Annotated in this window: 22 protein-coding genes; 13 read left to right on the top strand and 9 right to left on the bottom strand. The window is 64.1% G+C overall.

Going from position 1 to position 23,584, the window contains the following annotated elements; genetic code table 11:
* Positions 1–931: 931 nt before the first annotated feature.
* Both VSX56_RS17785 and VSX56_RS17790 read right to left on the bottom strand, forming a co-directional pair.
* Positions 932–1,744, bottom strand: a complete 813-nt coding sequence (locus tag VSX56_RS17785; RefSeq protein WP_349295572.1) for a sugar phosphate isomerase/epimerase family protein — start codon at positions 1,742–1,744, stop codon at positions 932–934.
* Positions 1,741–3,423 (bottom strand): FAD-dependent oxidoreductase, encoded by a 1,683-nt coding sequence (locus VSX56_RS17790; protein ID WP_350938992.1) that lies wholly within the window; start codon positions 3,421–3,423, stop codon positions 1,741–1,743. The genes VSX56_RS17785 and VSX56_RS17790 overlap by 4 nt, the downstream gene beginning before the upstream one ends.
* 114 nt (positions 3,424–3,537) lie before the next feature.
* Between VSX56_RS17790 and VSX56_RS17795 the strand changes: the two genes are divergently transcribed.
* The 5 genes from VSX56_RS17795 to VSX56_RS17815 all read left to right on the top strand — a co-directional run bounded on the left by VSX56_RS17795 (position 3,538) and on the right by VSX56_RS17815 (position 8,584).
* Positions 3,538–4,458 (top strand): LysR family transcriptional regulator, encoded by a 921-nt coding sequence (locus tag VSX56_RS17795; RefSeq protein ID WP_339114861.1) that lies wholly within the window; start codon positions 3,538–3,540, stop codon positions 4,456–4,458.
* Between the two features lie 116 nt (positions 4,459–4,574).
* Positions 4,575–5,579 (top strand): Bug family tripartite tricarboxylate transporter substrate binding protein, encoded by a 1,005-nt coding sequence (locus tag VSX56_RS17800; protein WP_350938993.1) that lies wholly within the window; start codon positions 4,575–4,577, stop codon positions 5,577–5,579.
* 106 nt (positions 5,580–5,685) lie between these two features.
* Positions 5,686–6,261: a tripartite tricarboxylate transporter TctB family protein gene (locus tag VSX56_RS17805; protein WP_350938994.1), complete on the top strand. Its 576-nt coding sequence runs from the start codon at positions 5,686–5,688 to the stop codon at positions 6,259–6,261.
* Positions 6,261–7,757, top strand: a complete 1,497-nt coding sequence (locus tag VSX56_RS17810) for a tripartite tricarboxylate transporter permease (RefSeq protein ID WP_339115102.1) — start codon at positions 6,261–6,263, stop codon at positions 7,755–7,757. The genes VSX56_RS17805 and VSX56_RS17810 overlap by 1 nt, the downstream gene beginning before the upstream one ends.
* Entirely contained in the window at positions 7,754–8,584 is an 831-nt protein-coding gene (locus tag VSX56_RS17815) for a shikimate dehydrogenase family protein (RefSeq protein WP_339114858.1), read from the top strand. Before VSX56_RS17810 ends, VSX56_RS17815 begins: the two co-directional genes overlap by 4 nt.
* A gap of 220 nt (positions 8,585–8,804) precedes the next feature.
* Here VSX56_RS17815 and VSX56_RS17820 read toward each other — a convergent pair whose 3' ends face one another.
* Both VSX56_RS17820 and VSX56_RS17825 read right to left on the bottom strand, forming a co-directional pair.
* On the bottom strand, positions 8,805–9,263 hold the full coding sequence (locus tag VSX56_RS17820; RefSeq protein WP_339114857.1) for a hypothetical protein: 459 nt from the start codon (positions 9,261–9,263) through the stop codon (positions 8,805–8,807).
* A gap of 136 nt (positions 9,264–9,399) precedes the next feature.
* Entirely contained in the window at positions 9,400–9,582 is a 183-nt protein-coding gene (locus VSX56_RS17825) for a hypothetical protein (protein ID WP_350938995.1), read from the bottom strand.
* 311 nt (positions 9,583–9,893) lie between these two features.
* Between VSX56_RS17825 and VSX56_RS17830 the strand changes: the two genes are divergently transcribed.
* From VSX56_RS17830 to VSX56_RS17860, 7 genes are all read left to right on the top strand, one after another.
* Complete coding sequence (locus VSX56_RS17830; RefSeq protein ID WP_339114855.1) at positions 9,894–10,772, top strand: LysR family transcriptional regulator; 879 nt, start codon at positions 9,894–9,896, stop codon at positions 10,770–10,772.
* Between the two features lie 89 nt (positions 10,773–10,861).
* Positions 10,862–11,677: a putative hydro-lyase gene (locus VSX56_RS17835; RefSeq protein WP_339114854.1), complete on the top strand. Its 816-nt coding sequence runs from the start codon at positions 10,862–10,864 to the stop codon at positions 11,675–11,677.
* 64 nt (positions 11,678–11,741) lie between these two features.
* Positions 11,742–12,776, top strand: coding sequence for a TRAP transporter substrate-binding protein (locus VSX56_RS17840; protein WP_350938996.1), 1,035 nt, complete (start codon positions 11,742–11,744; stop codon positions 12,774–12,776).
* Positions 12,777–12,790: 14 nt separating this feature from the next.
* Complete coding sequence (locus VSX56_RS17845) at positions 12,791–13,333, top strand: TRAP transporter small permease subunit (RefSeq protein WP_339114852.1); 543 nt, start codon at positions 12,791–12,793, stop codon at positions 13,331–13,333.
* A complete protein-coding gene (locus VSX56_RS17850; RefSeq protein ID WP_350938997.1) occupies positions 13,330–14,613 on the top strand; it encodes a TRAP transporter large permease in 1,284 nt (427 codons plus the stop codon). The genes VSX56_RS17845 and VSX56_RS17850 overlap by 4 nt, the downstream gene beginning before the upstream one ends.
* Positions 14,614–14,625: 12 nt before the next feature.
* The gene (locus VSX56_RS17855) at positions 14,626–15,294 is read left to right on the top strand and encodes a DUF2848 domain-containing protein (protein WP_339114850.1); all 669 of its coding nucleotides are present in this window, start codon (positions 14,626–14,628) and stop codon (positions 15,292–15,294) included.
* Complete coding sequence (locus VSX56_RS17860; RefSeq protein WP_350938998.1) at positions 15,291–16,550, top strand: amidase; 1,260 nt, start codon at positions 15,291–15,293, stop codon at positions 16,548–16,550. The genes VSX56_RS17855 and VSX56_RS17860 overlap by 4 nt, the downstream gene beginning before the upstream one ends.
* Positions 16,551–16,629: 79 nt before the next feature.
* On the opposite strand, the gene VSX56_RS17865 is transcribed toward VSX56_RS17860, so the two are convergent.
* Genes VSX56_RS17865 through VSX56_RS17880 form a run of 4 tightly spaced genes read right to left on the bottom strand, consistent with a single transcriptional unit; the run spans position 16,630 to position 21,950 of the window.
* Positions 16,630–18,366: an acetyl/propionyl/methylcrotonyl-CoA carboxylase subunit alpha gene (locus tag VSX56_RS17865; RefSeq protein ID WP_339114848.1), complete on the bottom strand. Its 1,737-nt coding sequence runs from the start codon at positions 18,364–18,366 to the stop codon at positions 16,630–16,632.
* Positions 18,366–19,928 (bottom strand): 5-oxoprolinase subunit B/C family protein, encoded by a 1,563-nt coding sequence (locus tag VSX56_RS17870; protein WP_339114847.1) that lies wholly within the window; start codon positions 19,926–19,928, stop codon positions 18,366–18,368. Before VSX56_RS17870 ends, VSX56_RS17865 begins: the two co-directional genes overlap by 1 nt.
* Positions 19,925–20,686 carry a LamB/YcsF family protein gene (locus VSX56_RS17875; RefSeq protein WP_339114846.1) on the bottom strand — a complete coding sequence of 254 codons (762 nt, stop codon included), beginning with the start codon at positions 20,684–20,686 and terminating at the stop codon, positions 19,925–19,927. The genes VSX56_RS17870 and VSX56_RS17875 overlap by 4 nt, the downstream gene beginning before the upstream one ends.
* 37 nt (positions 20,687–20,723) lie before the next feature.
* Positions 20,724–21,950 carry an NRAMP family divalent metal transporter gene (locus tag VSX56_RS17880; protein ID WP_349295561.1) on the bottom strand — a complete coding sequence of 409 codons (1,227 nt, stop codon included), beginning with the start codon at positions 21,948–21,950 and terminating at the stop codon, positions 20,724–20,726.
* Between the two features lie 250 nt (positions 21,951–22,200).
* Here VSX56_RS17880 and VSX56_RS17885 point away from each other — a divergent pair, with 250 nt between their 5' ends.
* Positions 22,201–22,845 carry a GntR family transcriptional regulator gene (locus VSX56_RS17885; RefSeq protein ID WP_349295560.1) on the top strand — a complete coding sequence of 215 codons (645 nt, stop codon included), beginning with the start codon at positions 22,201–22,203 and terminating at the stop codon, positions 22,843–22,845.
* A 405-nt stretch (positions 22,846–23,250) separates the two neighbouring features.
* Here the strand turns inward: VSX56_RS17885 and VSX56_RS17890 are convergent.
* The coding region (locus tag VSX56_RS17890) for a transposase (RefSeq protein WP_350938465.1) at positions 23,251–23,584 on the bottom strand (334 nt) is incomplete at its 5' end.

The raw sequence follows: 23,584 nt of genomic DNA on the forward strand, positions 1-23,584 counted from the left end.
CTTTTACCAAGGAACGTGACGGAGTTCCCGCTGAAGCCCTGATCGTCAGACCGAGGGGCATCCATTTTCCGGACAGTTTTTCCGCTGGTGGCTCAAGCATAGCTATTGGTCAAGTCACCACCCCGAGATCGAGGCCTTGAGAAGTGCAATTCCATAAAGCGTCGGGTGGGGGCGCTTGCTGGTGTGAAAAATCATGCGATTTCTGATGCAGTTGCGGGGCTTCTTCCAAAGCCTCTACGTAGAAAAGCCGCACTGGCCTTGCGTGTCATTCCGGCCGGCCGCCTGCAAAAGTCTTTTCGAAATGACCGTAAAGGCGCGCTCCCTCGGCGTTCGTCGCGACGATGCGCGCTATGTTCGAACTGTGCGTCGGACGCTCCCCCAGGAACGCCCCCGCGCCATCATAAGGGCGTGCGCCCCGCCAATCCTTGGCATGCCAATATGTCGCCGGGAGCCGATATATGTGCCTTTTCCACACGCGGCACGGCACATCAGGCCATTTTTCACCGACACGCACACCGTCCCTGCATTCAATGCGCCGCGCACCTCGACCCCACTTCCTCCCCCGCTGGAATGCGCGAACTTCATACCCTAACGCAGCAATTACCGCGGTCCCAACTGGCGGCAGAACATTACGCGCCCTTGCGTGAACACCCTGCACCTGAACCCGTTCCTGCACAGGTCAAGACTGTCCGGTGGATGGCCCCTTACGATGATCCCCTTGAGGCCCGCCCATTCCTGCAACTACCGTGCGGGACGCGCCATCCGCGTCCAGGTACTGCCGTCCTCGGAGGCACCCCTTGACTCGGGTGCCCCTTCGCGCCCGAATGGCCATCGGTGCGCCCAATACCTCAGGGACGGCTAAAAGACGGAACCGGCCAACCTCCGGGGCCTGAATGAGCTGGCGGGAAAGAGGACCAGACAGGCGCCCCGCTCACAGATCCTGAGCCGCGAGCCAACTCCGCGTCTGGCCGGCCACATGGGTCAGCACGGCCTGCGAACCTTCCGCCTCTTCCAACGCCTGCATCGGCACCTCCAGCGTAATCGGGATGGCTGCAGGCAAGGCGCGCAGGAACCGCGCCAGATCGATCTCCCCCTCGCCGGGCGGGCTCCGGTCCTCGCGGGCGGTGCGCAGCAGCTCGTCTGTGCTGTAATACGGCCGGACAGGCGCATCGCAGAGATGGATGAAAGGCAGACGGTCGGGATCGATCCGTTGCAGCTCCGCCAGATCTGACCCCGAACGGTCGAAATGCAGACTATCGACCAGCAGACCTGTCGCGGGGCCCGCCGCTTCGACGACGCGCTGCGCCACACCTAGATCGGGGACAGAGGTCCACGGGAAAAATTCAAGCATGACCTTGATCCCCAAGGGCGCGGCCAGCTCCCCCAGCGCGTTCAGACGCGCAGCCAGACGATCGAGATCGGGATCATAGGGCGCAGTGATCAGATGGCGCGCACCAAGCGCCGCGCCCGCCTCCAGAAGCGGCAGATACTCCTCTGGGCGGGTCTCGGGGGTCAGCTTGAGAAATTCGATATCCCCCACCCCCAGCCCCGTCTCGGCCAAAGCCGCACGGGTGGCGCGCAGCATCTGGGCATCCTCGTGCAACGGATAGCCGGGCGAGGTCTCGGTCACCCGCAACAGGCGCAGCCCCACCCCGTCAAATCCCGCGCGGGCCGCAGCGTGAATGAACTCGGGCGGCGCGAGCCCGATTGCCGTCAGATGGGCCACCGAAAGTCTATGTGTCATGCGCGTTCCTCCTGCGCCGCGTGGCGCCCCGCAATAAACCCGAAGGTCAGGGCGGGGCCGAGATTGATACCGCCTGCCGGATAGAACCCGCCAAAGACCGAGGCATTGTCGCCTCCTGCCGCATAGAGCCCGCCGATCGCCGCGCCTTCCGCGTCGAGCACCCGTGCCCGACCATCCGTGCGTAGCCCCGCAAAGGTCCCGAAACTGCCCGGCACGACTTTCACCGCATAGAACGGGCCGCGCTCGATCGGAGCGAGATTGGGGTTGGGTCTCTGTTCGGGGTCGCCCTGCAGACGCATATAGGGCGTGGTGCCGCGCCCGAAGAGCGGGTCCTCCCCGCGCCGCGCCTGCGTGTTATAGGTCTCGACCGTCGCAGCCAGCCCTGCCGGATCGATCCCGCAGGCCTGTGCCAGATCCTCCAGCGTTTTCCCGCGCTGTAGATAGCCTGATTTCAACCAGTAGCCGAAGGGCACCGGCGCGGGACGCACGATCCCCAGCCCGAAGCGGCGCAGGAACCGGTGATCGCAGACCAGCCACGAGACGGCGGGCTTGTCCTCCGCGACCGCCCCGAGCAGCGCCGTGACATAGTCATGATAGCCCAGACCTTCGTTGCAGAACCGCCGCCCGTCCGCCAGCACCCCGATTACCCCCGGTTTGCCGCGATCGATGATATGCGGAAACACCCCGCGCCGTCCGTCGGGCCAGAGCACCTGCGAGACCGGGCAATAGGCTGTCACATTCGCCAGATCGAGATCGAGTGCCCCGCCTGCGGCCTGTCCGAGCCGCAGCCCCGCCCCCTGCGCCGAGGGCACGGCGAGGGCGAGGTTCTCCTGCGGGCGCGTCATCAATTGCGCCCGCAGCTGGGGGTCCTGTCCGAACCCGCCGGTCGCCAGAACGACACCACGCCGCGCCGCGATCCGCCTGCCATCCGCCAGAATGACCCCGTTGACCCGCCCCTGTTCATGATCGAGCGCCTGCACCTGCTGGCCGGTGCGCAGATCCACCCCCGCCTGCCGCGCCGACAGGAGCAGCCGCCCCATCAGCGCCGCTCCGTTGCGCAGATCCATCCCGCGCCCGTGCAAAGCCAGATCGCGCATATGGCGCAGCACCCGCTTTGTTACATGCACAAACGCGCGCGGCGAGCGCAGCATGGTCATGAAGGCCCGCAGATCGGGGCCGGACTGGATGGTCATCCCCTTGAAAGTCGTTTCGGGCATGGGCTTGCGCAGGAGCGCCAGATCCGCCCCGAGCGCGCGCGCATCGAAGGGCGCGGCGATGACCGAGCGTCCGCCCTGCCCCGCATCTGGCAGATGGCCATAGGTATCAGGAATCTTGAGCCCAGCCTCGAAGCAAAGCGCCGTCCGGCTCTCGAAGAACTCCACCATCTCCGGCGCCGCCGCCAGAAACGCATCGACCTTTTCAGGTTTGAAGTAATTCCCCGCCACGGCTTGCAGATAGCGGCGCGGGGCGCCGTCGCGTTCGGTTATTCCCGCACGTCTGGCCAGCGGGTTGCCCGGCGCGAAGATCCACCCGCCCGACCATGCGCTCGTGCCGCCCATCACTTCCGTCGCTTCCAATACGATGACCCGCAATCCCGAAACCGCGGCACTGACTGCCGCAGCCAGACCGCCCGCCCCCGATCCGATCACGACCAGATCGGTCTCCTCCCTCTCGGCCATGCGCTTTTCCTCCCGCGTCCGCTACCTTGTCGGGCGGGAAATTCGACCCTTGCACGATTAACGTCAAGTATCCTATCATTCACCCTGTTAACCTCACGTTATGCGAGAGACGCTATGAGCGACATCACCCTGCGCCAGATCGAGGTCATCCGCGCCGTCATGCTGCGCGGCACGATCCAGGGCGCCGCCGAGCATCTCAACGTCTCGGCCCCGGGCATCAGCCGCCTGATCAAACATACCGAGGAAACGCTTGGGCTGCGGCTGTTCGAACGGCGCGCGGGGCTGTTTGTGCCTTCGGTCGAGGCGCAGGCCGTGTTCGACCAGATCCGCACCGTCTACAAGGATGTCGCCAATCTGCAACTCGCGCTCGACAGCCTCAAGAAGGGCGAGAATGTCGCGCTCGCCTTCGGATCAGCCCCGTCGGTCGCCCAATTCGTCGCGCCCCGTGCGATCCGAGATGTCCGCAAACGCTTCCCCGATCTCTATGTCGATCTCAACATCCTGAAGATCGAGGAAACCGTCGATTACCTGCTGCTTGAACGCGGCGAGTTCGTCATCATGAGTTCCAGGGTCGACAATCCGGGCGTCGAGACCGAGGAGGTGGGTCAGGCGGCGCTGATCTGTGCGCTGCCTGCCGAGCATCCACTGGCGGCACAGGAGGTTATCAGTATCGAGACGCTCGCCCGCGAGCCCCTGATCGGCATCGACCCCGCGGATCCCTATGGCGAAATCCTCATGCGTCCGTTCCGTGCGGCGGGGATCGAGATCCGCCAGAGCCTGCGTGGACGGTTCTCGCAAACGGTGATCGGGCTCGTGCGACAGGGCTTGGGCGTTGCGGTGGTCGACCGGTTCTCGGTGGCCGATGACTGGCTGCCCGGCATCGTTTTGCGCCCGCTTGAGACGCGGCACTCGATACATATCTATGCCGTGCGCAAACAGGGAAGGGTGCTGTCATCTTTTGCGGAATATACTATCGCGCGGTTCCGCAAAGAGCTGGCACTGGCCGCACAGATGCCACTATGTCGCGAGTCATGAAATAACATTATGTTAATAGATAGCAAGTTTCTGCATTTGACGTTATGAGATCATCTAGGCATCATATCCTGTATCCGGGCCTGAGGAGCGCCCAGTGGAGTTTTGGGAGGAACACCATGAAACATATTCTGATCGGTGCCGTGTCGGCGCTAAGCCTGATGGCATCCGCAGCCTTCGCGCAGGACTATCCCGCGAAAGAGATCCAAGGCATCATCCAATGGGGTGCGGGCGGCTCGACCGATACCGTGATCCGTGCGGTCACGCCGCATGCCGAAGACGTGCTGGGCGCCAGCGTCGTGCTGCAAAATATCACGGGCGGGGTGGGTGCGATCGCGCTCAACAAGGTCGAGAAAACCAAAGCCGATGGCTACACCATGCTGATCGGTGCAGAAAACCCGTTGCTTTACAAAGTTCTCGGCCTTGGCAAAAAGGATTATTCGGATTTCACGCCGATCAGCATTCTGGCCCGCGGCACGCCGATCCTTGTGGCAAATAACGACGCGCCCTTCAGCGATTACGCCGGCATGATCGCCTATATCAAAGAGAACCCGGGCAAGCTGCGCATCGGCTCGACGGGTCCTGGCGGTCTGCCTTCGGTGGTATCCGCGATGCTCGAGGCGGCAGAAGGCGATCTCGACTTCATCTCCGTGCCCTATGATGGCGACGGTCCGGCGCTGACCGCGTTGCAGGGCGGGGCCATCGATGTGATGCCCGCCGTGCTCGGTGCCTCGATCGAATCCATCAAGGCAGGCAATATGAAGCCGCTGGCCGTCATCGATACCCAAGCCAGCCCCTTCCTGCCCGATGTGCCGCCGGTGACGCAGTTCAACGACGCCTATGCGCAATATCTGCCGTGGGGTCCGTTCTTCGGGATCTTCGTGAAGAACGGAACGCCCGAAGAGGCCATCACCAAGCTGCAGACGGCCTATCATGAAGCCGCCGAGCAGCAGGGCTTCAAGGACCTGATGGACAAGCGCGGCTATACGCTCATGAACATCTCGGGCGACGAGGCGCAGGACTTCCTGACCAAATGGCAGCAAAATACCGCATGGCTGCTGCAGGATGCCGGTATCGCCAAGAATTCGCCCGAAGAATTCGGCATAAGCCGTCCGTCCAAGTAATCCCGCGCGGATCACGGGGCCGGACCTTCGGGTCCGGCTTTTTCCTTGGGGGCAGTGCCCGCGTTCAGGCGCGCCCGTCCCGTTTGCCAAACATTCCGGAGGAAAGATGAAAGATCATCTTCACCACCAGCATGACGCGTCACTGGACGGGTCATCCGATGCGACACCGGGAGGCGATGCCACCCATCGCCGACCGGGCGAGCGCATCTTCACCGCCATTCTGGTCCTGTTCAGCGGCGCCCTGCTTTGGAACGCCTATGGTATCGCGGGCTTCGACAGCCTCTCGAGCGCGGGCGCGGTGCCCATGGCCACCGCGGCCGTGATGCTGGTGAGCGCCCTCGTGATCGGCTGGAAAACCGCCCGCCTGCCGAAAACCGAGACCGAAACGCTTACGGGCGATATCCTGCCGCCCTTGGTGCTGGTGCTGGCGGTGTTTCTGGTGCTCTACGGAATTGTGCTTGAGCCTCTGGGCTTCCTGCCGACATCGGCATTATTTCTGATCGCCGCCATCAAGCTCCTCTCCCGTCGCGGCTGGGGCTTCACGCTGGCGGTGTCGCTAGGCACGCTCGCGGTGATCTATCTGGTCTTCCGCATCGTCTTCACCGTGCTGATGCCCGCAGGCATCGTGCCCGAGGCCGAGATCCTGCAGGCCGTCCGCACGCTTATCGGTGGAGGCAAATGATGGAGACGCTCATGGCATTCCTGACGGTTTTCACCCAACCCGAGCTGCTCTTGCTGGTGGGGGTCGGCACTTTCGCAGGCGTCTATATCGGCGCCATTCCCGGACTATCGGTCACCATGGCGGTGTCGATCCTGATCTCCTTCACCTTCTCCTGGGACGTGCTGCCCGCGATCTCGCTGATGATCGGCATCTATATGGGCGGGGTCTATGGCGGCTCGCGCACGGCGATCCTGCTCAACATCCCCGGTGCACCCTCGGCCATTGCCACTGCGATGGATGGCTACCCGATGGCGCAGCGCGGTGAGGCGGGCGAGGCCATCGGCATCACAACTGTCATGTCTTTCTTCGGCGGCTTCGTGGGCATTGCCGTGCTGGCCCTTCTGGCACCCTCGGTGTCGAAATTCGCGCTGACCTTCCAGCCGCGCGACTATATGCTGTTGGCCGTTCTGGGCATCCTGCTTGTGGGCTCGCTCTCGCAGGGCTCGCTCATCAAGGGGATCTTTGCCGGTGCCTTCGGCATCGCGATCGGCGCGGTGGGCATGGACCCGCTGACCTTCGACGAGCGCTTCACCTTCGACATTCCGCTGCTGACCGACGGGATCTCCTTCATTCCGGTGATGATCGGGATGTTCGGCGTGTCCGAGGCGCTGATGCAGCTCCACCATGTCGATAGCAAAGCCATGCGCCAGACGCTCTCGCGCATCGTGCCCTCCTTCGGCACCATCCGCAAGCATCTGCCGCTCAGCCTGCAGACCTCCACCATCGGCGTGTTGATCGGCGCACTTCCGGGCACCGGCGGCGATATTGCGGCGCTCATGGCCTATGACCACGCCAAACGCGTCACCAAGAAACCCTCCCGTCCCTTCGGCCAAGGCGCCATCGAGGGGCTTGTCGCCCCCGAGACCGCCAATAACGCCGCCGTGGGCGGGGCCTTCATCCCGATGATGACGCTGGGCATTCCGGGCGATGCGGTGACCGCGATCATGATCGGGGCGCTCTTCATCCATGGTCTCAATCCCGGCCCGATGCTGATGGTCGAACAGCCCGATATGTTCTGGTTCATCGTTGGCGCTCTGGTCACGGCCAATTTCTTCATGTTGCTCTTCGGCCTGACGGGGATCAGGATCTTCACCAAGATCGTCGAGATGCCGCGCTCGGTGCTGATACCGCTGATCCTGCTGCTGTCGATCGTGGGGGCCTATGCGGTGAACAACTCGGTGACCGATGTCTACTGGATGCTGGGCTTCGGGATCGTGGGCTATTTCATGCGCCATTACGGTTATCCGTTGGGTCCGGTGATCCTCGGTGTGATCCTGTCGCGTCTACTGGACGACAACTGGCGCCGCGCGATCATCTCGGAACGCGAGGATCTGGGCCAGTTCTTCATGGGCATTCTGACAAGCCCGCTCTCGCTGACGCTGTTTGTCGCCGTTATCGTCATATTCCTGAGCCAGACGCCGATCTGGACCAAGCTGCGGAAGAAAGGCAAAGCATGAGCACCACACTACTTCTGGGGCTGATTGGCGATCATATTGCGGCCTCCTCCTCGCCCAAGCTGCATAGGTTCGCGGGCGCGCAGGCAGGGATCGAGGTGCGCTATGACCTGCTCGTTCCACAGGAGATGGGCCGGAGCTGGGACGAGATTTTCGCATCCCTCCCCGCTCTGGGCTATCGCGGCACCAATATCACCTATCCCTACAAGGAATTGGTGGTTCCACAACTGACCATCGAGGACCCGCTGGTGCAGGCAATGGGCGCCTGTAACACGGTGCGTTTCGACAGTGACGGGCCGCGCGGTTTCAACACCGATTATACCGGTTTCATCCGCGCCTACCGCACCATCCGCGGCGAGGCCGCACCCGGTCCTGTGCTGATGGTCGGCACTGGCGGCGTGGGTCGGGCCGTGGCCTTCGGATTGCTGGCGCTCGGTGCGCCCGAGATCCGGCTGGTTGATCGCGACCGCGCCAAGGCCGAGGCGCTTGCCCGCGTTCTGCGCAGCACCCGCCCCGACACGGAGATCCGCGTGGAGGACGATGCAGCCTCTGCCGCAAGCGGCGCAGAGGGGCTGATCAACTGCACTCCGCTGGGCATGTCGGGTCGCGGCGGCACGCCTTTGGCGCGCGCAGCGATGGAAGGCGCGCAGTGGGCCTTCGATGCCGTCTATACTCCGCGTGAGACCGAGTTCATGCAAAGTGCGGAAGCTCTCGGACTGGTCCGGATTTCGGGCTGGGAGCTCTTCTTCTATCAAGGCGTCGATGCCTGGCGCATCTTCTCGGGCAAAGATGTCGACGAACCCCCTCTGCGCACGGCTCTCGGCGGCTGACACCTCCAACCGGCCTGAGAATGCCGCGATCGAACCGATACGCACGGACCTTTGCCACGGCACCCGCCATTGGCCCGCCGTGATCTTGGGGCCATGCGCCCCGCCTGCCTAGAGCCACCTGACCACGCAGGCCTTGCGCGCCTCGCAAGGCACCCGCGACCGTTTGGATCGCTGCATGGTGCCCGTGACAGCGCAGTCGGGGCCCGTTCGGGGCTTCGGTTCAGTTTGCCTGCGGTTTGGGAAGAAGGCCCGCCACCCGCGCGGCGGCTTTGACGAGTTGGTCGGGGCCATTGGCCTCGGAGAGGAAGAGCGCGAACCCTTCGGCCTGTGTGGGTTTGCCCGCCCACTGCGCCGCAATGACATTGAGCAGATAACCCTCCAGAGGGTTGATCCGGTTCGCGCAGCATTCGCAATCGGGGTTACCGTAGCCCATGGGCGAGCGACGGGCCGTCATCACGCGGTCCATCAATACAGCCATTTCAGAGAATACCTGTGCGCCTATCGGCCGTCCCCAGACCTGCTGCGCATAGGCAAGCGCGCGCATCCAGCCGTGTTTGGCTGGCACATCAATGCTTTGCATCTGAAGCCGGAACACGCGCAGAAGCGCGCTCTTGGGAAAGCCGGTGGTCAGGATGCCCGATCTGTCAGGCTGGATCTGCGCGTTTCGCGTCTGGGACATAGGTATCTCCTTGCTTCGGAAATTAACTTGACAAAAATACTCGGAAAAAGCAAGAGGCCCCTAATCATTGTCTTCAAGAAAAAAGAGGGCGCTCCAGTGGAGCGCCCTCTTTGCATGGTATCCGCGAGCGAAAAGCTCATTCAGCCTCGAAATGGCCGCACCAGTCATCGGTCTTCACCACCGGCCACAAGCCATGGGCCGAAGCGTCAGGCTGCGAAACGGGCGGGTTGAAGCGGCACAGGCCCGCATCATCCGCGGCGGCCGCTGCGTTGGTCTTGTGGTCCTCGAAGAAGGCGCAGTCGGAACAGGTCTTGCTCATGTTGTTTCCTTTCGGGTGTGATCTCGACAGATCGGCGGGCGGGATAGCCCTCTTGCCGGTGGTTGAGAAGAAGATAGCTCCAAAGAAGATATAAATCAACAAAAACAAATAGTTGATGCATTCTGTCAGGGATTTTAACCTGACTAAAACGCTTGGCATCGAGACATTCGGGAGCTGCCAAACCGGAGCGGCCGGCCATCCCCGCGCGACCCTGTGGCGCAGAATCGATCATCCCGATGGACCAGAGCCCGCGCCTGCTCTAGTTTCGGGCGGATCCAGACAACTGCCCCCTTACCCACCGGAGCCCTGCCATGTTCGAGTTTCGCGATATCGAAATGATCCGCGCGATCACCCGCCATGGGGGGTTCCGTGCCGCATCCGACCAGACGGGGATCGCGCAATCGGCCATCTCGCGCCGCATCCACCATCTCGAGGACAGGTTGAAGATCTCGATCTTCGAGAAAGCCGGACGTGGGGTACGGCTCACCGCGGTCGGGCGCAGGCTCCTCGACGAGGCAGAAACGCTTCTGGAAAGCCGGGAGCGCATCCTCAACGAACTGACACAGGGTGTCATGGCGGGGGTGGTGCGCCTTGGGGTAGCCGAGACGATGACCCACACAATCCTGCCACGCATGCTGACCATGCTGCGCAGCCGTCACCCCCTTCTACGCTTCGAGATCTCGATCGATACATCAGACCATATGAGCGAGGCGCTGCTGGCGGACGAGCTTGATATCGTCATCCTCTTGCGCGATCTGGCTCCGCGCGGGGCCGACCTGACCCCGCTGCCACCGGTCCGCCACGGCTGGTATGTCTCGCGCCAACATTTCGACCTGCCCGAGCCCGCGACCCTGCGCGATCTGGCGCGCTTGCCGATCGTCTCCTTTCCGAAATCCACGCTGCCCCATCGCGCCATCGTTCAACTTCTATCGCCTTGGGCGCACGAGGCGCTCGCCGTGCATGGCTCCGCCTCGCTGGCCACAGTCCTGCATCTTGTGCGGCAGGGATTCGGCATCGGCACGCTTCCCCATGACATCGTGGCGACATGGCCGCATGCCGACATCCGTGAGCTTCGTGTCACCGAAGACGCCCAACTCCCCGATCTCGAATTCGCGATCTGCCATCTGCCCGAACGCGCCGGAAAAATTGGTAAAGAGGTGACGCTTGCGGCTGTCGCGGCCGCAGACTGATCTCATAATTAGATCGGAACTGAAGAAATAAACGTCGTTGATAAAATCAGTTATGCGTTCAAAACTGGGGTCAACAACAGGGAAAAATCATGACCGATCTGCAAAATCCGCGCATTCTGCGCGCCGAAATCCGTGCGCAACGTTTTACCGGACCCACCTCCGGCGTGGGTGGGGATGCGCTACAGGCCAATCTGGTGATCCTGCCCGAGGCCGAGGCCGCTGCGTTTCTGCGATTTGCCCAAGCCAATCCGCAACCGATCCCGCTGCTGGCCGTGGGCGCACCGGGCGACCCCTCCCTGCCCAGCCTCGGCAACGGAATCGACCTGCGCCACGATCTCTCGCGTTACCGCGTCTGGCATGATGGCGCGCTCGTCGGGGAGCCTGCCGACATCGCCGATCTGTGGCGCGACGATCTGGTGAGCTTCGCCATCGGCTGTTCGTTCAGCTTCGAGGACGCGCTGGTGCAGGCGGGCCTGCCCGTGCGCCACCAGAGCGCGGGTCGCAATGTGCCGATGTACCGCACCAATATCCCGACGCGCCCCGCTGGCCCCTTCGAAGGCCCGGTGGTCGTGTCGATGCGCGCCATGCCCGCCGCTGCCGCCATCGAAGCGGTGCAGATCTGCGCAAGCCTGCCGCTGGCCCATGGCGCACCCGTGCATCTTGGCGATCCGGCCCTGATCGGCATCTCCGATATCATGACCCCCGATTACGGCGATGCTCCGGTGATCGAAGAGGGCGACATCCCCGTCTTCTGGGCCTGCGGCGTGACCCCGCAAGCCGCGATCCTTGCCGCAAAACCCGCTTTCGCCATCACCCATGCTCCGGGCTACATGCTCGTGACCGACATCCCCGCAGGGCAGGCCGAGCGCCGCCTGCGCGGGGTCCATGCCCGCCCGGGGGCCTGACAGCCCCCCACCAACCAACCAACCAACCAACCAAAATAAAGAATATCCCAACAGGAGACACTCCATGAAAACCCTAACATCCACCCTGATCGCGGCCACCCTGCTGGCCTCCCCGACATTTGCCGAAACGCTCAATGTCGTCGGGAGCTGGAGCAACCTGCCGCTCTACAAGAATTTCGAGACCCCCTTCTGGACCGACAAGCTGCCCGAGCTGTCCAAGGGCGAGTTCGATGCGCAGCTGACGAGCTTCGATCAGATGGGCATCCAGGGCGCGGATGTGTTCCGCATGCTGGGCGATGGCGTCTTCGATATCGGGGCGACGGTGGGCGATTATACCGTGGGGGATGCGCCCGAGCTCGAAGGGCTCGATGTGCCGCTCCTAGCCACCGATGCCGCCGACGCGCAGAAGATGGTCGAGGCCGCGCGCCCGATGGTCGCCGATATCATGCACCAGCGTTTCGATGCCGAGCTGCTGGGCATCGCCCCCTATCCGCCGCAGGTCGTCTTCTGCAAGGGCGAGGTCAACTCGCTGGCCGATCTCAAGGGCAAGAAGGTCCGTGGCTCGGGCCGCATGACCACCAAATTCCTCGAGGCCCTTGGTGCGGAAGGCATCAATATCGCCTTCTCCGAAGTGCCGGGCTCGCTCGAGCGCGGTGTGATCGATTGCGCCGTCACCGGCGCGGGCTCGGGCTATTCGGCTGGCTGGGCCGAGGTCTCCGACCACCTCCTGACGCTGCCCCTCGGTGGCTGGGATCCGGTCGTGATCGCCATGAACAAGGACAGGTTCGACGATCTCTCGGCCGAGCAGCAGACCACGCTGAAATCGGCTGTGGCCGAAGGTCTGGAAGCACCGGCATGGGCGGCCGCACAGGGGGGGCTGGAAAACGACATCGCCTGCCTGACCGGCAAGGGCGAGTGCACATCGGGCGAGGCGCAGCATATGACCCTCGTCGAGCCCTCCGACGCGGATAAGGCCGAGGCGCTCAAGATCCTGACCGATGTCGTGCTGCCCGACTGGGCATCGCGCGCAGGCAGCGAATGGGTCACCCGCTGGAATGACAGCGTAGGCGCCACCTTCGGCGTCAAGATCGACGGCTGATCGGAGCATTCCCCATGCTGGACAAAATTGATGGCGCGCTCCGGCGCGCCAACCGGATCGTTGCGCTTGTCTTGGGGGCGGTTGTGGTGATCACCGTCCTATTCATCCTCGCCGATGTGGTCGCCCGCAAGCTGAGCCATTCGCTGGGCGGATCGGACGAGATCTCGAGCTATGTGATGGCAGCGCTGTCCAGCTGGGGTCTCGCCTGCGCTCTGGTCGATCGCGCCCATGTGCGCATCGATTTCATCCGCCAGAAACTGGCCCGTGGCGGACAGGCCGCCATGGACCTGTTCGCGCAGATCGTCACCAATGGTGTGGTTGTGCTGATCGCGGTCCATTGCTGGCCGGTGCTCGAGAAGACCCTCAGCCGCGGCTCGCGCGCCAATACCCCCCTCGAGACGCCCCTATGGATCCCGCAAGGCATCTGGTTTGCGGGCTGGATGTGGTTCGCGCTGACCACGACCGCGCTCTCGCTCATCGGCATCGCCTATCTGTGGAACCGTAACCGCGCGGGCTTTGACGCCACCTTAGGCCTTGGATCGGAGACGGACCTATGATCGGCAGTGTCGCAATTTCCCTTCTGGGGCTGATGGCCCTGTCGATCCCCGTAGGGATCGTGCTCTTCATCCTCGGCATCGGCGTGGGCGAGATCTTTTCTGCCTTCCCGCTCCTGCGCGGGCTGGGTCAGGTGGTCTGGTCCTCCTCGGCCTCCTCCACCCTCATCGCCATTCCCTGTTTCGTTCTGTTGGGCGAGATCCTCGTGCGCGGAGGCGTCGCCGCCCGCACCTATGGCGCGCTCGACAAATGGCTGTCATGGCTGCCGGGCGGGCTGGTCCATGCCAATATCGCCACCGCCACCATGTTCTCGGCCACCTCCGGCTCCTCGGTAGCCACCGCCGCCACCGTGGCCACCGTGGCCATGCCGCAGGCCGAACGTCTGAACTATGACCCGCGGCTCTTCTCCGGCGCCATCGCCGCAGGCGGCACGCTGGGCATCCTGATCCCGCCGTCCATCAACCTCATCGTCTATGGCTTCCTGACCGAGACCTCGATCCCGCAGCTCTTCTCCGCCGGTCTCGTGCCCGGTGTGCTGATGGCGCTCGGCTTTGTGGTGGTCACCGCGATCATCTGCGCCATCAGACCCTCGCTTGGCGGCCCGTCGCGCAGCTTCAGCTGGGCCGAGCGGGGGAAGAGCCTCTTGGAGCTGATCCCGATCGCGATCCTCTTCACGGTGGTGATCGGCTCGATCTATGCGGGCTGGGCCACGCCCACGGAATCCGCCGCCATCGGGGTGGTGATCGCCACGCTGATCGCCATGACACTCGGCACCGGCCTGACCACCAAGATGGTCACCGAGGCGCTGACCGGCACCGTGCGCATCACCGCGATGATCATGCTGGTGATCACCGGCGCCTATTTCCTCAACTTTGCCATGACCTCGGCAGGTCTGGGGCGCGCGCTGACCGATCTTCTGTCGAATACGGGCCTCTCGCCCTTCGGCACGCTCCTTCTGGTGATCGCGCTCTATCTGGTTCTGGGCTTCTTCATCGAAACGCTCTCGCTGATGGTCGCCACCGTTCCGATCATCGTGCCGGTGATCGCGGGGCTCGGCTATGACAAGGTCTGGTTCGGCGTGCTGATGATCGTGCTGATCGAGATGGCGCTGATCACCCCGCCTGTCGGCCTCAACCTCTTTGTCGTGCAATCGGCACGCAAATCCGGTTCGCTCAATCAGGTCATCATGGGTGTGATCCCCTATGTCTGCGTGATGCTCGTCATGATCGCCCTTCTGGTCGCCGTGCCGCAACTGGCGCTCTGGCTCCCCTCCCTTCTCTGATCAGGATATATCATGCTGTTTTCCGTCAACGGGCGCACCCTGCCTATCGCATTTTCCAATCTGATCGTCGCGGGCTGGACGGGGCGCAATGCCGATGCCATCGCCCATCATATCGAGGAACTGGCAGCCCTGGGCGTGGCGCCGCCCTCGACCACGCCGCTATACTACCGCGTCTCGGCGCCGCTGCTGACCCAAGCCTCCGAAATAGAGGTGGTGGGCGCCGACAGTTCGGGCGAGGTCGAACCGCTCATCGTGCAGACGGGCGCCGAGCGCTATCTGGGCATGGCCTCGGACCATACCGACCGCGCGCTCGAGGCGCATTCTGTGGCGATGTCGAAACAGGTCTGCGCCAAACCCTGCGCCACCGCCCTCTGGCCCTGGGCCGAGGTCGAGGACCATCTCGAAGAGATCGAGATGCGGTCCTATATCTTCGAGGGCGGCGACTGGGTGCTCTATCAGGAGGGCACGCTGGCGAGCATCCGCCCGCTGACCGATCTGATCGACGGTTCGGGTCTGGCCGATCTCGCGCAGAACGGGGCCGTGGGTATGCTCTGCGGCACCTTCGGCGCTATTGGTGGCGTGCGTCCGGCCCCGCGTTTCCGCATGGAGATGCGCGATCCGGTTCTGGGTCGCACCATCACCCACGAATATGACAGCGTCTCTTTGGCGGATGTCGCATGAGCATCGATCTGATGCTTGTGGTGGAGGCGGCCCTTGCAAAGGTCGCCGCCCTGCCCGAGGCCACCCGACGCGCGATCTTTACCGAGTTCTCGCCCGAACGCATCCGCACCGAGGCCGCGGAACTTACCCGCCGCCATCTGGCGGGAGAGGACATGCCGCTTTTCGGGCTGCTGGTCTCGGTCAAGGATCTCTATGACGAGGCGGGGCAAGTGACCTCGGCAGGCTCGCGCCTGCTGGCGGAGCGTCCACCCGCCAGCCGTGATGCCGAGGCGGTCGCACGGCTCAAGGCGGCCGGCGCGCTGATGTTCGGGCGCACCTCGATGTCGGAATTCGCCTATTCGGGTGTGGGGCTCAATCCCCATCACGGCACCCCTGAAAGCGCGCTGGCCCAAGGGATCATCCCCGGCGGTTCGTCCTCGGGGGGCGCGGTCAGCGTGGGGCTCGGGCTCTGCGATGCGGCACTCGGCACCGATACGGGTGGCTCACTGCGCATTCCGGCGGCGGCCAACGGGATCTGGGGGATCAAACCCAGTCAGGATCTGGTCGATGCCACCGGTATCTACCCTCTGGCGGGCAGCTTCGATACCGCAGGCCCGATGGCCCGCGATGCCGATACCCTGCGCCGTGTGCTGGTGGTGATGGCGGGAGAACCGCTGCCGGTCCACCCCGTCGGTCCGCTGAAGATCGCCGTGCCGCAAGGCGCGTTCACCAATGATCTCGCCCCCGAGGTCGCCCGATGGTTCGAGGCCCGTTGTGCCGCGCTGCGCGCGCAGGGCCATAGCCTGACCGAGGTTGATATGGAGGCGATCGGGGCGGCAATGGTGCTCAACAAGACCATCGTCGCGGCCGAGGCACAGGCGATCTACCATGACGATCTCGCGCGGCTCGAGGAGATCGGCGATCCGCGCGTGCTCTCGCGGATCCGGTTCGCCGAAACCCTCCCCGACGGCGCATTGGCCGAAGCAAAAGCCGCGCGCGGAGAGGTGGTCGCGCGTTTCGAGGCGCTCATGGCGGGCTTCGATATGGCCCTCGCGCCGACCCTGCCGATGCTGCCGCCCAGTATCGAGGCGACCGAGGCGGAATTCGACAGGCTCAATGCCGCGATGCTGCGCAATACCTCGCTCGTCAATCTGGTCGATGGCTGCGCCATCAGCCTGCCCAGCGGAGATCTGTCTCCCGCTTATTCGATGCTGATGCTTTTTGCCCCCAGAGGCCGCGATGCGCTTTTGCTGCAAGCTGCCGAAACGATCGCTTAACCGCCTGTCCACTCACGGATAACTGGCGTTTACGGGCCGCGTATCAAACGCGGCCCGTAACTTTGACCGGATAAGCGAATCAGGAGATAACAGCGATCACCTCACCCGCACCGACCGTAGCGCCCGCAACCCCTCGGCGGGTGACGCAGCCCGCCGAGGGCGCCAGAACGGGCGTCTCCATCTTCATGGCTTCCATCACCGCAAGAGTGTCGCCTTCGCGCACCTGCGCCCCATCCTCGACCGCCCAAGACTGCAGCTGACCGGTGATCGGCGCCGTTACCGCGCCTGCCTCCGAGGCAGCGCCGGTCTGCTCGAAGGTCGTGGCGGAGGCCGTCACCGTGCCGAGGCGCGCCGCCAGCCGATCAAGCAATGCCGCACTGAACCCGATCTCGCGGATCTCGCCATCAATCTCCACCGGCCCGCGCAGCACCGTCTCGGGGCGCGGGCTCACCCGCAACGCCGCTTCGAGCGGCGCGGCAAAATCGGTCTCGATCCAGCGGGTATGGACCGCAAACCCGTCAGGGTCGGTAAATTCCGGCGCCTCGATCACTGCACGGTGGAAGGGCAGCACCGAGGCGACCCCCTCGATGCGGAACTCGGCAAGCGCGCGGCGCGCACGGGCAATGGCGCTCGCCCGATCCGGCCCCCAGACCACCAGCTTAGCCATCAAACTGTCGAAGCTCTGCGGCACAACGCCACCCGCCTCGACACCGCTATCGATGCGCACCCCTGGCCCCGAGGGCGCGTCAAAGCGGGTGATCGGACCGGGCGTGGGCAGGAAGCCCCGCGCGGGATCCTCGGCATTGATGCGGAACTCGATGGCATGACCGCGCGGCGCGGGCGTTTCGGTCAGGCGCAAGGCCAGGCCTTCGGCCACCCGCAACTGCTCGATCACCAGATCGATGCCAGCGGTCTCTTCGGTCACCGGATGCTCGACCTGCAGGCGGGTATTCACCTCGAGGAAGGAGATCATCCCGTCCTGACCCAGCAGGAACTCGACCGTCCCCGCCCCGCTATAGCCCGCCTCCGCACAGATCGCGCGGGCGGCTTCGTGGATACGGGCGCGCTGGTCATCGCTGAGGAAGGGCGCGGGCGCTTCCTCGACGAGTTTCTGGTTGCGACGCTGGAGTGAACAGTCGCGCGTGCCCAGCACCACCACATTGCCATGGCGGTCGGCGATGACCTGCGCCTCGACATGGCGCGGGCGGTCGAGGAACCGCTCGACATAGCAGGCGCCATTGCCAAAGGCCGTCTCCGCCTCGCGCCGTGCCGCATGGAACAGCTCGGTGATCTCTGCCATCTCGCGCGCGACCCGCATACCCCGTCCGCCGCCGCCATGCGCGGCCTTGATGGCGATCGGCAGGCCATGGGCATGGGCAAATGCGACAGCCTCCTCGGGCCCTGCCACCGGCCCTTCGGTGCCCGGCACCAGAGGAGCGCCGACCTTCATGGCAATCCGGCGCGCAGCCACCTTGTCCCCCAGTTCGGTGATCACCTGCGGATCAGGCCCGATCCAGACCAGTCCCGCCGCCTGCACGGCGTGGGCGAATTCGGCGCTTTCCGACAAAAACCCGTAGCCCGGATGCACCGCATCCGCACCCGCGCGGTGCGCGATCTCGAGCAATGCGTCGATATTGAGATAGGTCTCCGACGGCTTGGCCCCCGGCAGCGCAAAGGCACGATCGGCCGCGCGCACGAAAGGCGCATCTGAATCCGCATCCGCGTAAACGGCGATGGAGGCCACCCCGTAATCTCGGCAGGCCCGCACCACACGCAGGGCAATTTCGCCACGGTTGGCAATCAGAACAGTCTTCATCACTTGGATCCTCGAGAAAGAATTTCGGCAAAGGGCGCGAGCGGATTGAACCGGATCTTCGCGCCGGGCGGGATCTGCCCCGCCAGATCGAGATGGTAGCTGGCAACCGAACCGATCACCGGATAGCCCCCCGTCAGGGGGTGGTCGGCCAGAAACAGCACGGGCTGGCCCGAATGCGGCACCTGCAGCGCGCCCGTGGCTGTGCCCTCGGAGGGCAGCTCGCGCGCATCCTCGCGGGTCAGCGCCTCGCCCGAGAGCCGGATGCCCACCCGCGAGGACTGCGGCGTGACCTCCCAGAGCTGGCCCGAGAGCGCCGCCACGGTTTCGGGCGAAAACCAGTCGGTGCGCGGACCCATCACCACATCCAGCACCACGGTTTCGCCGGGTCTGGGCAACTCGGGCGGGGAGAGGGCGGGCTCGACAGCCCCCGCGCGCGCATGTGCAAGCTCCAGAACAGCCCCCGCACCAAGCGGCTCGGGCCCGACCTCGGCCAAGGTATCACGGGTAGCAGAGCCCATGATCCGCTCGACATCGAACCCGCCACGCACGCCGAGAAGGCTGCGCAGCCCCGATAGCGGCGCGCCGATCTCCACATGATCGCCCGCATCGAGCGCAAGCGGCGCATGGGAGCCGAGGTTCCAGCCATTCACTTTCACCGCGCAGGGCGCCCCCGTCACCGCGATCACTGCTGTCTCCTCGGCACGGAAGGCAAACCCGCCGCCTGTCAACTCGATTGCAGGCGTGCCCGGCGCATTGCCCAGCATCCGGTTGAGCGCACGAAACGCGTGCCGGTCGAGCACACCCGAGGCCGATACACCCTGCCCCGCCTGCCCCAAACGGCCCAGATCCTGAAAGAGCGCCGGAAACGGGGAGGCGGTGACCCTGAAGCCCGTGCCCTGCGCGGGCGCAGGGCGGGTCTCGGGCATAGGCAGGACGACAGGGTGGCTCTTGCCGCGGGCCTGTGTGAATTGCACATGATCACCGGGCTGCAGGAAAGCCGGCGGATCACGGGAGAGGTCCCACATCGGCACATCGGTGGTGCCGATGATCTGCCAGCCACCGGGGCTCGCTTTGGGATAGACGCCGCTAAACTTGCCTGCAAGCGCCACCGCTCCCGCCGGAATCCGTGTGCGCGGGCTCTGGCGGCGGGGTACATCGAGCGCGGGATCCCCTCCGGTCATATAGCCAAAGCCCGGCGCAAAACCGCAAAAGGCGACGGTCCATGGCTGTGATTGATGTCGCGCGATAACCTCTGCCACGCTCAGCCCCGTAAGGGCCGCCACTTCGGCGAGATCCTCGCCTTCATAGCGCGTAGGCAGCTCGCGCAGGCGCGCGGGGCCTTGCGCGCGCGGGGTCAGGTCGCGCCGCGCGACCTCTGCCGCGATCCGGTCGCCGCCCTGAACCAGCGGGTCGAACCCGATGAAGAGAGTTCGGGCGGCAGGCACCATTTCGGTGACGCCCGCAAGCGGGGCCTCGCGCAGGCTCTCGTGAAGGGCCAACACCTCCTCGAGGCTGTCCAGCTCGACCAGAACGGCCTCGAGGGCGACCGGAAGGACCCTCATGCGCCCGCCCTCGCGAAAGCCCCGAGCGCCACGCCGTCAGCGGCAAGAAGGTCACGGATGCATCGCGCCATGGCCACCGCATCAGGGCTGTCGCCATGAACACAGATCGAGCCCGCATCAAGCGTGACGAGGCTCCCGTCAATCGCCTCGATCACCCCCTCGCGGGCAAAGCGGCGCATGCGCTGTGCCACATGCGCGGGATCATGCAGCACGGCGCCTGCCTCCTTACGCGAGACCAGCGTGCCCTCGGGCGTATAGGCGCGGTCGGCGAAGGCCTCACCCACCACGCTCAGTCCCTGTGCCCGCGCCCGCGCCACAAGCGGGCTGCCTGCCAGCGCCATCAGCACCAGATCCCCGCCAAGCGCCTTGAGCGCCGCGATCACGGCCTGCCCCTGACGGGCATCATGGGCGATCGTGTTATAGAGCGCGCCATGCGGTTTTACATAGGATACCCGCGTGCCCGCCACCCGCGCCAGCGCATCGAGCGCCCCGATCTGGTAAATCACCTCGGCGGTCAGATCCTCGGAGGACACATCCATATTGCGCCGGCCGAACCCCGCCAGATCGCGGTAGCCCACATGCGCCCCCACCGCCACGCCGCGCTCGGCCGCGCGTTCGAGGGTGCGCAGGATGCCTGCCGGATCACCGGCATGGAAACCGCAGGCCACATTGGCCGAGGTGACGATGTCGAGCATGGCCGCATCATCGCCCATTGCCCAAGCGCCGAAGCTCTCGCCGAGATCGCTATTAAGATCCATCTTTTCTTTCCTCCTCGCTCTCTTTCCGGTGTCGCGATTACTGGCCCAGGAAGGCAAAGATCGCGCCGACCGATTTCAGGCCCATATACCAGGTCAGCACACAGACAAGCGTCCCCGAGACCAGCAGCCAGCGTGGCGAGCGATACCCCCCCAGAAGATCGGGGCGCGCCCAGCCCACATACATGAAGACGCTGAACCCCACAGGCAGTATCAGCCCGTTGAAGCCGCCCGCGAAGACCAGAAGTGCCGCAGGGGCCGTGCCCAGCCCGATATATGTAGCCAGCGAAAGCGCGATGAACACCACAGTGGCCACCGCCCGTCCGCGCTCGCTCAGTCGCGGCAGGAAGACAGTCAGGAAGGAGACCGAGGTATAGGCCGCCCCGATCACACTGGTAATGGCCGCGCCCCACAGGATCGCGCCGAACACCCGCAGCCCAAGATCGCCCGCTGCCGCGCGGAAGGCCTGCGCCGCCGGATTGCCGCTCTGGCCTGACGTATCGATTACGAGCCCTGCCGAAACCACACCCAGAATGGCTAGAAACAGCACGAAGCGCATGACGCCTGTGACCACGATACCGGTCAGAGCCGCGCGGGTGACCAAGGGAAGGTTCTCCTCGCCTACCATGCCCTGATCAAGGAGCCGGTGCGCACCCGCATAGGTGATATAGCCGCCGATCGTGCCGCCCACGATGGTGACGATGGTCGCGAAATCGATACTGTCCGGGAAAATCGTCTGACGCAGAGCCTCTCCCACCGGCGGATGCGAGACGCAGGCGACAAAGACCACCAGCGCGAGCATCACAAGCCCCAGCACCACAACCACACGGTCCATCACGAGCCCCGCCCGTTTGGACAGGAAGATGCCGACCGCGATGAGCGCACTGATCACGCCGCCTGTCTTGGGGTCGAGGCCCAGAAGCGCATTCGTGCCAAGCCCTGCCCCCGCGATATTGCCCACATTGAACACGAACCCGCCCAGCAGGATGAAGACCGCCAGCAGATAACCGGTTCCGGGCAGGGCTGCATTGGCGATCTCGGCGGCGCGGCGGCGCGAAAGGGTGATGATGCGCCAGATGTTCATCTGCACCACGAAGTCGATCAGGATCGAAACGAGGATGGCAAAGGCGAAGGTCGCGCCGAGCTTGCCTGTGAATGTGGCCGTCTGGGTAATGAACCCCGGACCGATGGCCGATGTGGCCATCATGAAAATCGCGGCCACAAGCGCATGGCGCTTCAGGCGGGCAGGTTGGATCTGATCGGACAATGCGGTCTCCCCTTTGGATGATGCGGGAGGCGTGCTCTGCTCCCGTTTGGGAGAAACGTGGCCTACGCTCGGCACATTGTTCAACAATAATTTTATATCATCATACAAAAAGGCGGATCTTGCCGTTCTATTTTTAAATTTCTGCATATTATTTCATCACGATTGTAGCAAATAGCGGCCAAATCTGCACCATCGCTGGCACCTGAGGCGGAAATATGAGAGCCCTTGCACAAATTTCACGAGGTACACGATGACAGGTCTGCCCCTTTCGCTGGCACAACGCAGCGCCGAACGGATCAGGGCGCTGATCGTGTCGGGCGATCTGCGCCCCGGCGCGCGGCTGTCCGAGGCGGCCTATGCCGAACGGCTCGATGTCTCTCGCAACACGCTGCGCGAGGCTTTCCGCATCCTCGTCAAGGACGGGCTTCTTCTACACGAGGCCAATCGCGGCATATCGGTGGCGCGCCCGTCGATGGAATCGATCCTCGACATCTACCGGATCCGCCGGATCATCGAGGTGCAGGCCGTGCGCACGAGCTATGCCGGCCATCCCGCGATCGCACGGATGGCGGAGGCTGTAGAACGTGCCCGCGCGCATGCCGCGCAAGGCGATTGGCAGGCGGTGGGCAGCGCCAATATGGAATTTCACGACGCCCTCCTGTCGCTTGCCGACAGCCCGCGCCTGAATGCGTTCTATGCCACTCTAACGGTCGAGTTACGGCTTGTTTTCGGATTGGTCGAAGATCCGCAATATCTGCACGAACCCTTCATCGAGATGAACGCGCGCCTGATCGAGTGCCTGAGAGCCGGTCGCCCCGAGGCCGCCGCAGATCTTCTCGAGAGTTATCTCCTCCAATCCGAACGGATGCTTGTCTCCGCCTTCACACGGCTCTGACACGCCCGCGCGGGAACAGACCGGACCGTGTCCGCTAATCCCACGCCAAAAGCTCCGCCCCGTGACGTTGCGTTCGGCGCTTTTACACGCGCAAGCAAACCGACGGTGAGCCTCCGCGCGACATCTGACCGACCGGTTTCAATGACACTTGATATGCCGCGATCACCAATCCGCCCTTGAACACGCTCGCGCAACCGCGCCGGAACATTGGAAAAAACGTCATTTTCATGCTCATCGACATCATGATCATAAAGCCCACACTTCCCGACGAAACCTAAGTCCGGACACCGGTCGTATCGGGTCTCGGACGGTCCGCATTCCCTGTTCGGATCGGTCTCGAGGATCGTGTCCCAACTGATGGTGTAGCTCATAGCGGGCCTCGTGCTGACTGGCGGGCCGAGCTGATCAGTCGCGCTGCGCTGCAGGCAAGCTGACCACGACATCATCGCAGATTGGCGCCAGCGTTTCCAGTGTCATGTATCGACCGCGCTGGACGGTCCATTCCTCGGTCTGCTCCATCAGGATGGCCCCAACGAGGCGGCGGATCGAAGCCTCATTAGGAAAGATCCCGACCACGTCCGTACGGCGCTTGATCTCGCCGTTTAGGCGCTCCATCGGATTTGTGCTGTGTAGCTTCGTTCGATGCTGCTGGGGAAAGGTCATGTAGGCCAGCACATCCTCCTCGGCGCCGTCCATGAGGGTCGCCAGCTTTGGCAGTTTCGGACGCATCTGATCAGCG

Origin of the sequence: Thioclava kandeliae (assembly GCF_040297545.1) — a bacterium.
Taxonomy (GTDB): domain Bacteria; phylum Pseudomonadota; class Alphaproteobacteria; order Rhodobacterales; family Rhodobacteraceae; genus Thioclava; species Thioclava kandeliae.